Source organism: Pseudoalteromonas sp. 11L1 (assembly GCF_055397545.1).
This window is the reverse complement of record NZ_AP041141.1, coordinates 1,840,414-1,857,116: the sequence shown is the minus strand read 5'-3', so window position 1 is coordinate 1,857,116 and position 16,703 is coordinate 1,840,414. Positions and strand designations below refer to the sequence as shown.

The window sequence follows — 16,703 nt, the reverse complement described above, 5'->3', positions numbered from 1 at the left end:
AAGGAATACTATTATGCATGCAATAACAATCAAATCGACCATCGCCACGATTCAACAGGGGGCAATCAAAGCCGACGGCAAATTTTGGCTTACCAACACCGATATTCATTTTGCGCCGTTGAATGCACAATTTGGGTTAGGGCCTTATATGTTTGCACGGTGTGAAATTGTAAAAGTGAGTAAGTGCTCTGGTAAAGTTTCGGGTATTTTGCCTTATACACATGATGCAATTGAAATCGTATTAAAAGATGGTAATAAATATCAATTCATTGTCTCGAATCCAATTGAATGGATTAAATTAATTAACCAATAGTTTAAAGCACAAACGCTGGTAGCCCACAAAAATAACTATTGTTTTAATGTACCTAATAATGCACGATAAAATATATCACTATTTTATTGTGTATATAGTAAACACATGGATTTAATAAAAACGCTTTTGATTGACTGCTTCTCGCTCACTAGGGACTGTTAGATAAAATCAAAATCCTCTTTTCAAACTGAGATATGGGCTACTACAAATATGTTATTAAATTTTTATGTAAGAGAAATTGGTAAAAAACAACCACCAGAAAAGTTGTTAAAGTTTATTGGCATATAGCACCCAGTTTTTTTCAGGCATTAAAAGACCCACATCCATGTGGGTATTGAAATTACTAAAATATAATAGTTGGTTTTTAAAGGTAGTTTTGATTTTCGTTTTATATAACGCGGCCTAAATAATGTTTTCTTTATCTAAATTAACTTAATTAGAAAAAATATTATCGAGATCTTCGTCAATATAAACACCCGTTAATCCATTATCTTCTACAGCAGATTTAAACTTATCTGTACAATACAAACGAGAACCACCTGTAAATTTACTCTTAAAAACAGGCTTATTTTTTACATCATCATTTATGAAAGCAATCTTGATATAATCTAAAGGATAACCATCTAAATATTCGCGTTCACATTTTGCTTCATCTTCTAGTCCAAATGTACGCAAGTTAAAAATTACAATAGGTTCACCATCAGCTTTTGTTTCAATAAACTCACCTAAAGGCGCTAATAAATCTTTTAAAGCTTCATAAGCATTCATCCGAAGAGCGATAAACCCATCTATGATACTTATATCGTAGTTATCTTTTAGATAACTAGGTAAAAAAGGCAACTCATAACCTTCAGGCCATTACGCTAATAAAGAGTCGTTATTCATATGGATATCAAGTAGAAACATGCAAGCATCTTGATTAGATGACAACATTGGTTGTATTTTTTCCGCGAATGAAAGCATGTCCCACTCAACCATGTCGTAAGAATTAGTAACGGGCTTTAACGAGAACAACTTCATGATTTACCATCCTAATTAGCATTTTCTAGCAGCATAACACTGGCTGGCATCTTATGATTTTTTATTTCACGCCACGTATTGTATTTATGAAATCGAGCTTATAGATTTTGTTTCTTTAATTAGTAAGCGCCATTCTATTAAGCAATTTTTAAAAGGTATTTAATGAGGAAACCGTGCCTTGAAATGTTTGATTTGTAGCAAAAAACATAATTATTAACATTAATTTCTATGAAATTTATACTTTCAGTATTTGTATAAGAAATAAAACGCTGTCGGTTGGATTTGCTTTGTAAAAACATTAAGTGAAAAGAGTTATTCTGATACAAGATTTAAGTAAAATCACTTAAATTACATGAATTAATATTTGAAGGATTATAAGCACCCAATGTTGTTTGAAGTGTAAGTTGGCATAATATTGAAGCTTATAATGGCATAAAGTTACCATATACGAGCTCTTTAAAACCAACACCACAAGAATACTGACTAGTTTCATTGGCTGCAATGTGCAGTCAGTATTTGAACCCTATGCTGTGGCTTCTTTCTAAGTCAATTCCACTTAAAAACTACTTTTAAAAGCGTTCGATTGGCGAAGATTGTATAGGAAATGATTCCTTTTCATTTTCTGTATTCCTTATTTGCTCTTCTCTATGCATAGCGAGAGACAAATATACTAGAGCCTCTCTTGCCATTGACATGATTTTTAAAGTTTTCAACTTAAACTCATCAATGCTTATATATGAATGAATGTCAGTATTCTCAACGGGAGCTTCATAATCTTGCAAGGTCAAATACCTATGTTCGATACGATTCCTTAAGCCCGCTAACTCTTTAGCTTCTGGTAAGGCTACTTCATCAAAATCATCATCAAAAAGGTCTTTAGATAAATAATAAAGCCCTCGTAGGGGCAAATTTTTACTTCCTTTAAAGCAAAAGTTAAGTTCGAACTTTTTATTTTTCGTTTGTCCCCAGATTTTTCTAAAACTCACAGCACTTATTTTTAATTCAAGGCTGTAGTAATCGTTTATGAAAAGTGCGACTTTATCAAATATCGAATATGACAAACGAAAAGCTACTTTTAACTGTTCAACTCTATAGCTAAACTGGGCTCCATCAAAACCGTTCATCAAAAGGACATCTTTGTCTGAGGTGTGTTGGCTATAATACTCAAGCGACTCAAAGAGCATAAAGCGTGCAGTAACATACTCCTGCTTCATTATATTAAAGTAATTTGGAAATCGAGCTTCCTCATCAGTTTTGTATGTGTGACTTGGAAGATGAAGAACATCTTGAGCAGAAACAGAAAGTTTTGTCACATCATTTAGCGGTGATAGAAAAAGATTATTATCTAAACACCATGTGCGATATTCTATTTCTGTTTTGCTATCACCAACTGGCCATTGGTTTAGATCAAAACCAAATCTATATTCGATTATTTCTAAATGTTTTTCAGCATGAAGATAATTTTCTTGAAAATACTCTCCGACTTCGTGGTGTAATCCACTGTCCCATAGCGCATTTTTTGAAATTGCCCCCTTAAGCTCATCAACAGCATGAGCAACCATTACGCCTGCATGTCCATAGTCATAAAGAGCACGAGCGTAATGGGTAAGACCGACGCCTTTATTTCCTAAAGCCATAGCAAAATTAGGCATTAAATTTAGTGCGGAATCCCAAGCCTTAATTGCTTCTATAAATCTTCCAAATTGATTAAGACTATTTCCAAGGTTTGTATAGATTTTACATTGAAATAAAGGGTTCAAACTAGAAAATTCAGAATCAGAAATCGCTCTTCGTAAATTCAATATTTCTAGGGTTTTTTCACTCTGTTGCCAGCTCCAAGCATACTCAGAATCATGAAATTTTAAAGCAGCTAGTGAACTATAAATATTTGCTTTGTAGAAAAAAGTTATAGGTCTTGGGTGTGAATCAGCAGACTCTATCATAGAGTCACATTTCTCTAGTAATATAGTCAGCTCATCTATATCCTTTTTTCCGTAGCCGCATCGATCTCTATACCAAGAAGATCTAAATCACTATTCATCTGAGTTACTCATACACAATATTAGTTTTTCGGATGAAAAATGCGCTCATCGCATATATTTCTGCCGATTTAACGCTAATTTATCTACTACTTTATATAGTTTTAACAAATTACCTAAACTATTACTATCACTAAGTTTTCTAAAACTTTTAGTAAAGTTAAATAGAACAATATGCGCGCGTCGCTCACTTTCATGAATATATGCGCAAAGAGCAGTTTAACTAATCTATTAACGACGATATTTATCCAATCTCAATGACGGGTTTTAGCTCTTTGCCGAAGTTCGGCTCAATGTATTTAGGAGATAATTGTAAGAACTGAGCAAAACCAACCAATCCGGTTCTAAGATTAGTAATTTTTTTGATGTATAATATAGCTGGTATAAACTAAAGATATAACTTAGATTCCCCCAGTTTTTGTACCCGAATAGCAAGACCAAGTATCTGGACCATGGTGCAGAGCTGGTACAAACTTGCAATATGCGCCAACCGTTTTTTGCTGTGAATTCTTATATATTAATTTCGTCGCTGTTTCGCCATCAAACTCAACTATAAGTTTTTCATCTAGAGATATAAATAGCGGTAATGGGATACCAAGCCCAATAAAAAACCCATTGATCTTTTCGTCTGTGGCTTCGTAATACCAAACTTCTTTCTTTTGATCAGATTTTACTTTTAAAGGTTCACCAAATTGTTTTTTTACTTCAGATTTTGTTAAAGAAACACTTTCCTCTTCATCATGAGAGTACACAATACCTGCACCGATGCATCCTGAGATAGATATAACAAAAATAACAGTGAAAAAAATTCGTAAAAGAGCCATTCATCAATCCTTTATTGGCTAAAATTTCCATTATTAAATGGTCGTTATTCAATAATGACATATATTCAACTGAGTTGTACCTTTTAATATCAAAGGTCAGCAATAATTTATATTTGTCATTGGTATCAATTGTCCCTACACAAAAAGAATATAACTTTTAGCAAATGCGAGAGCCTCAGAACGGCTATTGGATAAAATCAAAATCCTCTTTTCAAACTGAGATGTGGACTACTACAAATTTATTATTTAATTTTTATGTAAGGAGGATTTTTAAAAACTAACCACTAAAAGAGCTGTTAAAATTTATTCGCACATAACACCCGATATATTTCAGGCTTTAACGAAAACAACTTCATGATTTACTATCCCAATTAGCATTTTCTAGCAGCATAACACTGGCTGGCATCTTATGATTTTTTATTTTCACGCCACGTAATGTATTTATAAAATTGAGCTTATAGATTTTGTTTCTTGAATTAGTAAGCGCCATTCTATTAAGCAATTTTTAAAAGGTATTCAAAGAAGGAACCGTGCCTTGAAATGTTTGATTTGTAGCAAAAAACATAATTATTAACATTAATTTCTATGAAATTTATACTTTCAGTATTTGTATAAGAAATAAAACGCTGTCGGTTGACTTTACTTTATAAAAACATTAAGTGAAAAGAGTTATTCTGATACAAGATTTAAGTAAAACTCACTTAAAATACATGGATTAATATTTGAAGAATTATAAGCACCCAAATGAGGAATTTGGGTGGCAGTCTTACCAGCCACATCTCGGCACACACGTCACAAACTGTGGCTGCTCCCTTCCGGGCCTGACCAGGTTCGCCTGCTAGTGTTGCGAGAGGACCAATAAGACTACCATTGAGGGCCTTGGTTGGCGCGATTGAGATTATCTCTACTTTTGCTCTGTTATTCAAGGGATAATCAAAAAAGAAAGTGCGATTGCATACTTCATATACAATCGCAGTCTATTTGGGTGTTAAAGCGATTATTAATTGCTCTCTAACTCAGCTTTTATGTTACGTAGTGCCGCTTTTACTTTTTTCATGTTCTCTGGGCCCATGCGTAAAAGTTGCTTTTGCGCAGCGGGTAATTGCTCCCATTCTGAAAACGCATACTGATAGGTCACTGAATCACGCAATAATGGTAAGCTACCTTTTGGCTCAGGAGTATCAAGTAAAAGATCAATGGCATCTTCAAGTGTTTGAGTAAACTCATCATCACCATAACCAATCTCAGTGTATGCGCTGTTGATCAGCGGTTTATACTCTTCGTATAAACGCACAGTTTGAGCTGCACTCATACTTGTGAGTATTTTTACATACGGGGTATAGCGTTCATAGCTATTAGGGTCAATTGTTAAAATATCCCCTTCGTTTACGCTAAAACCCTCTTCTAATTTTGCAACTGGGGTATGCTTGGTAGCCACTTTGCCTTTTGCTAAATTATCAATAAATACCACGCCACGACGAATAACATCATCATTTAACACTAAGCTCATCGCTACATCCCCCAAATATTCATCTAATTTTGCGATGACTACAGGGTCGCTGTCGTTTAACGCTGGTAAAGGCACAACTTCAGCTTCAGGCTCAACTTCTGGGCGCTGAGCTGGAACGGCTAATTCGGCAGGTTTTTCAGGCTTAACAGAGGGCGCACCTACCACAGGGTCGTTCTCAGGTTTTAGCTCCATAATAGGTTGTTCTTTTACTGGTTCTTCAACCTGCATAACTGTTTTTGGAGCTTCACTTAGTTTTAATAAAGCAAACGCAGCGGCAATAATGATGATTAATAAAATAACCCCAGCAAAGATAAGGTTGTTATTCGGCGGACGTTTTTGAACGTCTGATCCTGATGGTTTATCTGACATACGAACTCCATAAATATAAAAATGCGATACTGTTTAGAGTACTCTAAACAGGTTTAATTCATAACTTACACTAATATTTATTAATGTAGCTAATGTATCCTTTGATTCTTCTAGCTTAAAGACTTACAGTGAATAAATAAAGTAAAGACAGTGAACAGTTTAAATACGTAATATGAAAATTAAGCAAGTCGATCCTAGTAAACCAAAAGTGGCTTTATTACTTACCGGTGGTGGTGCCCGAGCGGCTTACCAAGTGGGCGTGTTAAAAGCATTAGCGCAAAGTATGCCCAGAACTGCCCCACTGCCCTTTAGAGTGATAAATGGAACCTCTGCTGGCGCAATTAATTCTGCGGCGTTAGCGTGTTACGCTTCATGTATGCATTTAGCCGTTAGAAAGCTAGAAACAGTATGGAAAAACTTTTCCACCTCTATGGTATACAAAAGTGACTTTCTGAGTGTGTTTGGCCATATTACTCGTAATATTTTAACTAGTTTTCAGTCTGAGCATATAAACCATCCACCAGCGAGTTTGTTAAATAATCGGCCACTTAGAAAACTATTAAACGATATTCTTGATTTACATCGAATTGAACGTAACTTACATCGTGACTATTTAGAGGCGCTGTCGATTACAGCATCTAGTTATACTACTGGTGATTCTGTTGCTTTTTTTCAGTCAAATACACAGCATTCTTGGCAACGAGCAAAGCGCGAGGGTCGCGCTACGCGTATCAATGTTGAGCATTTAATGGCCTCTAGTGCTATTCCTATGGTGTTCCCTAGTGTAAATATTTATAACCACTATTTTGGTGATGGTTCAATACATCAACTTTCACCTTTAAGCCCGTCTATTCACTTAGGGGCAAACAAAATATTTATTATTGGTGTTGAGCAACCCAAGGAACCTCATCCTCCAGGTTACTCTGCGCATTTTCCAGGGCTTTCTGCGGTAGCCGGTCACTTACTCGACAGTGTATTTACCGACACCATGCAGTCTGATTTAGAACGCTTAGATAGAGTAAACCGTACACTGGGGTTATTACCAAATAAGCAAAAGCATCAAGAGTTAAAACAAATAGACAGCTTTATCATTAACCCCTCGCAAAACTTTAATGCAATTGCAGCGCAATACTATGATGATATGCCTTGGGCAATTAAAGTGTTACTGCGTATGATAGGGGTAAAAAAACGCTCTCAGTCGAGTTTAACCAGTTATTTATTATTTGAAAAACGCTACACCCAGCACTTAATTCAAATTGGATACGAAGATGGTATGAAGCAACTGCCCGAGATGAGAAAGTTTTTAGAGCTAGACTAAGAAGCCACTCTTACTCAATGCCATCAAGTAAGTAATGCTCAACATACTCTACTCGCCTAGGTTTACCTTGCAATACTAAAATATCATTTGCGTATAATATGGTATGCTCCTGTGGCATCTCTATCTCCTCGCCTTCACGTCGAAGCGCCTTAATTAGCACCTTTCTTTTAGCTAAATTAAGCTCACTAATAGCCTTGTTTACCGCAAATGCTTTATCCGGCAAGGCAATGACATGTAAGTACTCTAAGCGTTCGGGCAAATTGGTATCGCTTTCGATGTTTTCGCCTGCAAAAAAGCTTTGCAATAGCTTATAGCGGTTACGCCTCTCACTACTAACGCGACGGACTATTCGGCTCATTGGTACACCCGACATAGACAACACATGTGAGACCAGCATTAAGCTTGCCTCTAATGCCTCAGGAACAACCTCAGTGACGCCTAAATCTTTTAAACGCTCTAGTTGACTGTCATCACGGGTTCTTATGAGTATTTTTACCCTAGGAGCAACCTGCTTTATGGCATCAATCACTATTTGAGTTTGTTGAAATTCCGTAAAGGTAATAATCACTAAGCGTGCTCGCTCTACCCCTGCACACTTTAAAATATCTTTTTGCTCAACGTGACCAAACAATAACGGTTCACCCGCCGCTTTTCCTTCTTGTACTAATATGGGATCGCTTTCAATGGCCACATAATCAATAGCCTCTGGCGATAAAAAGCGAGCAATAGTTTGCCCTACCCGAGAAAATCCACATATAACTACATGATTATTATAAAGCGTACTGCTTTGCGGCTCGTCTTCATAGGCAAACTTAGCGCGTTCTAACATACCCAGTCGCTTTAAAATAAAGGGGGTTTTATCGATTAAATACGGGGTGAGTGCCATAGAAATTACGCCCATGGCAATTAAAAATGATACTTGCTCCACACTCAGTAAGTCATGCTGTGCTGCGAGTGCGATTAACACAAAACCAAACTCTCCCATTTGCCATAACATAATAGCGCAGGCTAATGCGTCCTGTTTTCGCTCTCCCATAAATAAAGACGACACGGTTACTACGGCGATTTTTAAGATTAGAATTCCTAGTAAGGCAACAACAATAATCCCTGCATGATTAACAACAAAGCTGATATCTAGCTGCATACCTACGGTGACAAAAAATAAACCCATTAAAATATCACGAAACGGGCGAATATCCGCTTCTAGCTGATGGCGGTAATGGCTTTCACCAAGCATCATACCCGCTAAAAATGCCCCTAATGCCATTGATAAGCCAAATGAATAAGTAAGTAAACCCGCAAACAAAGCAACTAATAGAGTCGTTAACACGAATAGTTCATCACTTTTTGCTAATGCCACTTCATTAAAAACTTTAGGTAAAACCCATTTTCCAATAGCCCATAACAAAAGGCATACAAACGTCCCTTTAGAAAGTGCAAACAATAATGCCCAGCCAATATCATTAGAATCACTGCTGGCAAATAATGGTAAAATAATCAGTAATGGTACAACGGCAATGTCTTGAAATAGTAAAACGCCGATTGCTAATTGCCCTCGGCGTTTATTTAAATCGCCGCTCTCTTTTAATAATTTAGCAACTACCGCAGTAGAGGAAAGCATAATAATAATGCCCATGGTAAAACTGGTTAATAAATTAAAATTTAATAAGTACAGAATCACAATCAGCAAAATACTACTAACAAATACTTGCAACGACCCTAAACCAAATACAATGTTACGCATTGCCATTAGGCGCGATACTGAAAACTCCAAACCTAGGCTAAATAGCAAAAATACAATACCTAGCTCTGCAATAAAGTCTATTTCATGGCTTTGTGTCATCCAGCCGACACCATGACCACCCGCGAATAAACCCACAGCCAAGTATGCCAATACAGGGGGAAGCCCTATGCGCTTAAATATCCATACAAATAAAACCGCAGCGACTAAAAGTCCAAAAATCTGAGCATTAATACTTTGCAACGCAAACCTTAAAACAATCTATGGAGTGTGACTTAACTATAGCAACCGCATAACTTTCAGCCAGAATAAAAATATGGCACGCAATCTGCTTATTTATAAAAAGTAATACTATAGGGGGAATAAATAGTGGAAAACGTTCATATTTTGACACAACGTATCTCTGGACGCGGTGAATTTTTGCCGTTCTCAGCGGAGCAATACAATAGCAATACACCAACAGCACTACATGAGCTGGCGGCCAAACTGCAAACTAGCCTAGTGCTGGAAGATATTTTAGGTACATTTGCAAGCTTTGCAAAACAACTGCTTAATTTTTCTGGGGTGCACTTTCAATCAGCTCATATTGATGTAAAAACACCTAATAGTGATGTTGAAAACCCAGCCTACTCATTTGATCTAAAAGTGGAAAATGAGCATTTAGGCACACTCACTTATTACACCAAATATCCGCTTAGTGCGGCTATTGAAAAAAAGCTGCAGCACTTTCACAGCGTATTAATATATCCACTGCGAAATGCAATAATGTACAGCCGTGTATTAAAGCTAGCAACTAAAGACTCTTTAACGGGGTTAAACAACCGTAGTCAATTTAATGACATGTTACAACAAAAGCTTGAAAATCATAGACGTAACGGCCATCCATTTAGTTTAATGCTGCTTGATTTAGATAATTTTAAACAAGTAAATGATAACTATGGTCATAAAATTGGCGATGACGTTTTAATAGAATTTGCCACAGTTTTATCTAGTAGTATTAGAGGCACAGATTCGGTATTTCGTTTTGGCGGCGATGAGTTTTCAATACTAATTGAGGACCCCGCTTTTACCACCAATAAAGTGATTGCTGAACGTATTATGCGTTTAGTAAGAAACTCACCGATTATGTCTAAGTACAATGTAACAACCAGTATTGGTTTTACCCTAACTAACAGTGATGATTGCCAAAATGAGATATTTTCTCGTGCGGATAAGGGCTTATATAAAGCAAAGGCATCTGGGCGAAACTGCGCAAAAGCTTACTAAGCAATAAAAGAGCAAAATATTAGAAAAGCTCAGCCTCCCCCGCTGGGCTTTTTTACGCTACTTTTTTAATATAAAGTATTTGTAAATTAGTAGCATGACGCAAAAGCCAAAAAAGAAGCCACTGAGTAAATTAAGTAGTGCGGCAATTGTTGCAAGCGGTGTAAAAAGCACCAACAGTAAAGGCGTACTCACTCCTAAAATGAAAAACACGCCCCCTTTACCCAACCAGTAGGCAAGTAAAATGGCGGCACATACCATGCCACCCAATACAGCGTAGCCGAGGGTAGTAATACTAAGGGTTAAAAATACATTCGCTAAAACTGCAATCAATAGCGTAATTAATATGCCAATGGGTGCCTTATTGATAAGCGACAGCCCAACATGAGCTTGTTGACTCATAATTTATACTCCCAAATTACACCATGTTCATCTTTATGGTTATCACTAACAAAATAACCAACCACTTGCACTAGCTCATCGTTGTAAAAAATTAATGGAATATCAGCACGTAGCCAAGGCGCTACTTTTGCATCTTTAAACCAATGTTTAAGCGTATTACTACCTGGTTTTTTGAGTGGTTTAATACGCGCACTATTGCAGTTAAAGCGCACACTAACTTGTTCATCCGTTTTAGGGGCTCGTATACCCACTCCTTGCTGACATGATAATTTTTTTCCGTCACTCAAAACCAGCTCATTACTTATTACCTGCTCAATATTAACGGCTAATGGCTTTGGTTGCACAAAATAAAGTAAACCTTGATGGCGACGTATTTGCCCATCACTTAGCTCAATTTTTATTTGTGCATCAGCTTGTGCATGAATGGCTTGGCTCATTATTTGTGTTAATTGCTTTTGTGAGGGCATAGTGTGGCTAAATAATGCCAGCCACGCGCGTAATACATTAGCAATGCGAATAGCGCTGTAATGAGCCATATTTTGTATATTAAGCGCCTGATGTTGATTAATGCACTGAGCGAGATCTTGCTGGGTATACTCATCCAGTAGTGCTTGCTGCTGCTGTAATAATTCAATACTTCGTGCTGTACACTGCTCAAAACCAGTAAAACGCTCTGCCAACTTAGGCACTATTTGTTGGCGCAAAAAATTACGGTCAAAGTGCTCATTAGCGTTGGATTCATCGGTAATATGGCTAATATTAAATTGCTGGGCAAACGCTTCTATCTCGCTGCGTTTTACCGCCAATAATGGCCTATAGCACTCACGGCCACTTTTAAGTATGCGAGTTTTCTGCATAGCGCCGAGCCCTTTTAAGCCTGAGCCGCGCTTTAAACGAAGTAAAAATGTCTCTACTTGGTCGTTTAAATGCTGGCCTAACAAAATGACACTATCACTTGGGCTGTATTCGTCAAGCGCTTGATAACGAGCTTCGCGAGCCTGCGCTTCAATACTGGTGCGCGATTGCTGCTTAATTATGACGTGTGCCGCTTTAAAATAAATTGAAAGTTGCTCACAACGTGCTTGGCAAAATTGCTGCCAGTGATGGGCGTTATCACTTAAGCCATGATTTACATAAATTGCACTTAAATTTAATTGTGGCCACTGCTCTTTTAACCCATGCATTATCTGCAACAACACCACCGAATCTACGCCACCAGATAAGGCCACAGTAAATGTGAATTGCCCGTTTTCTATATAATGATTAAGGGCTTTTTGTACCTGCAGATAAATTTGTGATGTGTGCATTATTATAACCAATGAGTGAATTGCTAATAACCCGAATAAAAAAGGCTCTACGTTACGGTATATTAAAACAAAAAAAGCCGCATAGGCGGCTTTTTTCTATATTTAGCTACATTTAGCTATGTTTAGCTATGTTTAGCAATAACCAAACGACATTAAACGCTTGTAACGTTGATCAAGCATCTCTTCAAGCGATAACGCTTGTAAGTCTGCTAAATCGCGCTTAAGGCGAACTTTTAAATTACGTGCCATGGCATCATAATTACGGTGTGCGCCGCCTAGCGGCTCATCAACTAGGTTGTTGATTAAATCTAGCTCTTTAACACGCTCGGCTGTTACACCCATTGCTTCTGCTGCAAGTGGCGCTTTATCAGCACTTTTCCATAAAATAGAGGCACAACCTTCTGGTGAAATAACTGAGTAAGTGCTGTATTGCAGCATGTTTACTCTGTCGCCTACACCAATCGCTAATGCACCACCTGAACCACCTTCACCAATAACAGTACAAATTGTAGGTACTTTTAGTGCGGCCATTACTTTTAGGTTACGTGCAATTGCTTCTGACTGACCACGTTCTTCTGCGCCAACACCTGGGTATGCACCTGGGGTGTCGATAAAGGTCATGATTGGCATTTTAAAACGCTCAGCCATTTCCATTAAGCGCAATGCTTTACGGTAACCTTCTGGTTTTGGCATGCCAAAATTACGTTTAATTTTTTCAGCAGTACCACGGCCTTTTTGCTGACCGATCACCATAACAGGTTCACCATCTAAACGAGCAACGCCGCCTAAAATTGCAGGGTCGTTAGCAAAAGTACGATCACCCGCAAACTCGTCAAATTCCGTAAAAATACGCTCGATATAATCTCGAGTATAAGGACGCAGCGGATGACGTGCTAGCTGTGATACTTGCCAAGCACCAAGTTCAGAGAAAATTTTCTCCTTCATTTGTGCGCTCTTTTCTTTAAGTTTGCTGACTTCCTCTTCTAATCCAAGGTCTAATTCGCCAGCGCGGCTTACATTTTGTAATTCTTCAATTTTTGCTTCTAATTCTGCGATTGGAAGCTCAAAATCAAGATAATTGAGGCTCATGCTCTAAACTACCTAATTAGTTAAATTCTAGTTCTACATTTTGCGCTGCCATCAGCGATAACTTATGGATTAAGTCGTCACTTGGCGTAACACACCATTCGATCCCTAGGGTTAATTGCACCAACGCATCGGGGCGTTGATAATATACCTTGATCGGACACGTTCCCATTTTGTATGGTTCGAGTACTTTTTGTAATTTATCGAAGAAACCAGCCTCGATCTGCACCATATTCAGCGTCATCTTAATCGCTTTTATACGCTTTTCACGCGCCTGAGCAATGGTGTTTATTTCTCTGGCGGTCATTGTAATACCACCAGAGAAGTTATCAAAGCTGACCTGTCCGGATATCACCAAAATATTATTGATTTGCAACATATCTTGGTACATTTCAAACTGTTCTGGAAACAAGCGTACATCAATTCGGGCGCTTTTGTCATCTAAAGTTATCAAGCCCCAGCGGTTTCCTTTTTTATTAATTAAGGTTCTCGCGGCAATCACCAAGCCCGCCCCAGTTGAGACTACATCACGGTTAGTGGGCTGCAAATCAATGAGTCGGCCACTAGTATAATGGCCAAGCTCTCGTCGATACTGGTTTATAGGATGGCCAGTTAAATAAAGGCCTAAGGTATCTTTTTCGCCATCAAGCCACTGATTATCTGTAAGTGGTGTGGCTTTAATAAACGCTTGCTCTACTTCGTCAGGCTCTGTGGCCAGTAACCCAAACAAATCACTTTGCCCTAACAGCTCAGCTTTGTTGTGTTGATCGGCTGCGCGCATTGCATCTTTTAAACTTGCCAACAGCGTTGCTCGCCCTGGTTGGTTTTTTTCTGGTCCTAGCTGATCCAATGCACCTGCATAAATTAATTTTTCGGTGACACGTTTATTTAAGCGTTTTAAATCAACACGCGCACAAAAATCAAATAAATCCTTAAATGGGCCACCTTTCGCTCGCGCTTCCAATATGGCATCAACGGGGGCTTCACCCACGCCTTTAATTGCTCCTATACCGTAAACAACTTCACCTTGAAGATTAACAGTAAACTTGTATTCACCAGCGTTTACATCGGGCGGTAACAAAGTGAGTTTCATGTTTTCACACTCATCCACCAGCGTTACTATTTTGTCGGTGTTATCCATATCGGCCGACATTACCGCAGCCATAAACTCGGCCGGATAATGGGTTTTCATCCACAGCGTTTGATACGATACCAATGCATAAGCTGCTGAGTGAGATTTGTTAAAACCATAACCCGCGAACTTTTCAACCAAGTCGAATATTTTTATCGCAAGCTCGCCATCAATGCCATTATTACGCGCGCCCTCTTCAAAGGTTGAGCGCTGTTTTGCCATTTCTTCGGGCTTTTTCTTACCCATGGCACGACGTAACATATCGGCGCCGCCTAGTGTATAACCGGCCAGCACCTGCGCTATTTGCATAACTTGTTCTTGATATAAAATAATGCCGTAAGTCGGCTCAAGAATCGGCTTTAAACTTTCGTGTTGATACTGCGCATCGGGGTATGAAATTTCTTCTCTGCCGAGCTTTCGGTCGATGAAGTTATCTACCATGCCTGATTGCAGTGGACCTGGACGGAACAAAGCAACAAGGGCTATCATATCTTCGAAGCAATCGGGCTTTAATCGGCGAACTAGGTCTTTCATGCCGCGTGATTCTAGCTGGAATACGGCGGTGGTTTCAGCGCGCAGCAGTAGTTCTATACTTTTTTTATCATCCAGTGGAATGGTGTTGATATCAACCGGCTGTTTGCCTTCACGCTTTAAGCGTTCATTGGTCATATCCACTGCCCACTGCAAGATGGTCAGTGTACGTAAGCCTAAAAAGTCAAACTTAACCAAACCGGCGGTTTCTACATCGTTTTTATCAAACTGAGTAACCGGAAACTTGCCTTCATCATCACAATAGAGCGCAGCAAAATCGGTAATCGTGGTCGGCGATATTACAACCCCCCCTGCGTGTTTACCGGCATTACGGGTACACCCCTCAAGAATACGACACATGTCGATTAAGTCTTTAACTTCTTCATCGCCGTCGTAGGCTTCTTGCAAACGAGGTTCAACTTCAAACGCTTTGGCCAAGGTCATTCCCGGATCGCCCGGAATAAGCTTAGAAATACGATCAACAAATCCATACGGATGACCAAGTACCCGGCCTACATCGCGTATAACCGCTTTGGCCGCCATAGTACCAAAAGTAATAATTTGCGATACCGCATCACGGCCATACAAGGCCGATACGTGATCAATTACTTCATCACGTCTATCCATACAAAAATCGACGTCAAAGTCGGGCATAGAAACACGTTCTGGATTCAAGAAGCGCTCGAAGAGTAAATCGAACTCTAGTGGATCAAGGTCGGTAATTTTAAGCGCATAAGCTACTAAGGAGCCCGCACCTGAACCACGCCCTGGACCTACAGGAATATTGTTATCTTTACTCCACTGAATAAATTCCATTACGATCAAGAAGTAACCAGGAAATCCCATTTGGTTAATTACATCGAGCTCTATCTTTAAACGCTCATCGTATTCGCCGCGTTTTTCTTGGCGTTCTTGTTCATCAGGAAATAAAAATTGCAGTCGTTCTTCAAGTCCATCTTGTGAGACTTTAACCAAAAACTCATCAATTTTTAGTGAGCCTGTGGGGTAATCTGGTAGGAAATACTCGCCTAATTGAACGGTTACATTACAGCGCTTTGCGATTTCTACGGTATTTTGTAACGCCTCTGGAATATCACTAAATAGCTCTGCCATTTGCTCTGGCGTTTTTAGGTATTGCTCTTGTGAAAAACGCTTTGGTCGGCGTTTATCATCTAGGGTATAACCATCAAAAATAGCCACCCGAATTTCATGGGCTTCAAAGTTTTCTGGCTTTAAAAATACCACTTCATTGGTAGCCACTACAGGCAGTTGCTCTGTGGTTGCAAGCTCCACTGCCATATGCAAATAATTTTCTTCTTGAGCACGGTTGGTACGAATAAGCTCAATATAATAATGATCGCTAAAGTGCTGCTTATAAAAGCTTACCACCGACTCAACAATAGCGGGGTTGCCTTTTATTAATGCTTTTCCTAAATCGCCATCTTTAGCACCCGAGAGTATGATGAGCCCCTCTTTTAAATCAACTAACCATTCACGGTCAATCACTGGGCGATGAAACACATGACCACGTTGGTAGGCTTTAGAAATCAATAAAGTAATATTTTTATAGCCAGTGTTATCTTTAGCTAATAACGTTATCCGACTTGGCTCATCAGGAAACTCAGGACTACGTACCCAAAAATCAGCACCAACAAGTGGCTTGATACCTGCGTTATGCGCTGCGCCATAAAAACGCACTAAACCACAAAAGTTCATTTGATCGGTAATTGCCAGCGCTGGCATTTCAAGCTCTTGTGCTTTAGCGACTATTGGTTTGGTTTTTGCCAAACCATCAACCATCGAAAAGTCTGAGTGCACTCGTAAGTGAACAAAATCAGGAGCTGGCAT

The 16,703-nt window shown here is 38.8% G+C and carries 13 protein-coding genes and 1 other RNA gene; 3 read left to right on the top strand and 11 right to left on the bottom strand.

Annotated elements, in window-relative coordinates; genetic code table 11:
* Positions 1 to 13 precede the first annotated feature (13 nt).
* Complete coding sequence (locus ACZ5WS_RS08595; RefSeq protein ID WP_138605018.1) at positions 14 to 313, top strand: hypothetical protein; 300 nt, start codon at positions 14 to 16, stop codon at positions 311 to 313.
* Between the two features lie 432 nt (positions 314 to 745).
* On the opposite strand, the gene ACZ5WS_RS08590 is transcribed toward ACZ5WS_RS08595, so the two are convergent.
* The 6 genes from ACZ5WS_RS08590 to ACZ5WS_RS08565 all read right to left on the bottom strand — a co-directional run bounded on the left by ACZ5WS_RS08590 (position 746) and on the right by ACZ5WS_RS08565 (position 6,075).
* On the bottom strand, positions 746 to 1,153 hold the full coding sequence (locus tag ACZ5WS_RS08590; RefSeq protein WP_464707730.1) for a hypothetical protein: 408 nt from the start codon (positions 1,151 to 1,153) through the stop codon (positions 746 to 748).
* Positions 1,154 to 1,171: 18 nt separating this feature from the next.
* A complete protein-coding gene (locus ACZ5WS_RS08585; protein WP_464707727.1) occupies positions 1,172 to 1,333 on the bottom strand; it encodes a hypothetical protein in 162 nt (53 codons plus the stop codon).
* A gap of 569 nt (positions 1,334 to 1,902) precedes the next feature.
* Complete coding sequence (locus tag ACZ5WS_RS08580; protein ID WP_464707724.1) at positions 1,903 to 3,276, bottom strand: LA2681 family HEPN domain-containing protein; 1,374 nt, start codon at positions 3,274 to 3,276, stop codon at positions 1,903 to 1,905.
* A 497-nt stretch (positions 3,277 to 3,773) separates the two neighbouring features.
* Complete coding sequence (locus tag ACZ5WS_RS08575; protein WP_413402624.1) at positions 3,774 to 4,196, bottom strand: hypothetical protein; 423 nt, start codon at positions 4,194 to 4,196, stop codon at positions 3,774 to 3,776.
* 764 nt (positions 4,197 to 4,960) lie between these two features.
* Positions 4,961 to 5,057: signal recognition particle sRNA small type (ffs, locus tag ACZ5WS_RS08570), an RNA gene on the bottom strand.
* A 139-nt stretch (positions 5,058 to 5,196) separates the two neighbouring features.
* On the bottom strand, positions 5,197 to 6,075 hold the full coding sequence (locus ACZ5WS_RS08565; protein WP_464707721.1) for a DUF3014 domain-containing protein: 879 nt from the start codon (positions 6,073 to 6,075) through the stop codon (positions 5,197 to 5,199).
* A gap of 172 nt (positions 6,076 to 6,247) precedes the next feature.
* Between ACZ5WS_RS08565 and ACZ5WS_RS08560 the strand changes: the two genes are divergently transcribed.
* Positions 6,248 to 7,393 carry a patatin-like phospholipase family protein gene (locus tag ACZ5WS_RS08560; protein WP_138605021.1) on the top strand — a complete coding sequence of 382 codons (1,146 nt, stop codon included), beginning with the start codon at positions 6,248 to 6,250 and terminating at the stop codon, positions 7,391 to 7,393.
* A gap of 10 nt (positions 7,394 to 7,403) precedes the next feature.
* Here ACZ5WS_RS08560 and ACZ5WS_RS08555 read toward each other — a convergent pair whose 3' ends face one another.
* Positions 7,404 to 9,377 carry a monovalent cation:proton antiporter family protein gene (locus ACZ5WS_RS08555; protein ID WP_464707719.1) on the bottom strand — a complete coding sequence of 658 codons (1,974 nt, stop codon included), beginning with the start codon at positions 9,375 to 9,377 and terminating at the stop codon, positions 7,404 to 7,406.
* A 126-nt stretch (positions 9,378 to 9,503) separates the two neighbouring features.
* On the opposite strand from ACZ5WS_RS08555, the gene ACZ5WS_RS08550 reads away from it, so the two are divergent.
* On the top strand, positions 9,504 to 10,400 hold the full coding sequence (locus tag ACZ5WS_RS08550; protein ID WP_198523468.1) for a GGDEF domain-containing protein: 897 nt from the start codon (positions 9,504 to 9,506) through the stop codon (positions 10,398 to 10,400).
* 57 nt (positions 10,401 to 10,457) lie between these two features.
* Here ACZ5WS_RS08550 and ACZ5WS_RS08545 read toward each other — a convergent pair whose 3' ends face one another.
* The 4 genes from ACZ5WS_RS08545 to dnaE form a co-directional block, all read right to left on the bottom strand.
* Positions 10,458 to 10,799: a hypothetical protein gene (locus ACZ5WS_RS08545; RefSeq protein WP_138605024.1), complete on the bottom strand. Its 342-nt coding sequence runs from the start codon at positions 10,797 to 10,799 to the stop codon at positions 10,458 to 10,460.
* On the bottom strand, positions 10,796 to 12,106 hold the full coding sequence (gene tilS / locus ACZ5WS_RS08540) for a tRNA lysidine(34) synthetase TilS (protein WP_464707714.1): 1,311 nt from the start codon (positions 12,104 to 12,106) through the stop codon (positions 10,796 to 10,798). Before tilS ends, ACZ5WS_RS08545 begins: the two co-directional genes overlap by 4 nt.
* A gap of 132 nt (positions 12,107 to 12,238) precedes the next feature.
* Positions 12,239 to 13,195, bottom strand: coding sequence for an acetyl-CoA carboxylase carboxyl transferase subunit alpha (gene accA, locus ACZ5WS_RS08535; RefSeq protein WP_008110950.1), 957 nt, complete (start codon positions 13,193 to 13,195; stop codon positions 12,239 to 12,241).
* Positions 13,196 to 13,211: 16 nt separating this feature from the next.
* On the bottom strand, positions 13,212 to 16,703 hold the full coding sequence (gene dnaE, locus ACZ5WS_RS08530) for a DNA polymerase III subunit alpha (RefSeq protein ID WP_290170181.1): 3,492 nt from the start codon (positions 16,701 to 16,703) through the stop codon (positions 13,212 to 13,214).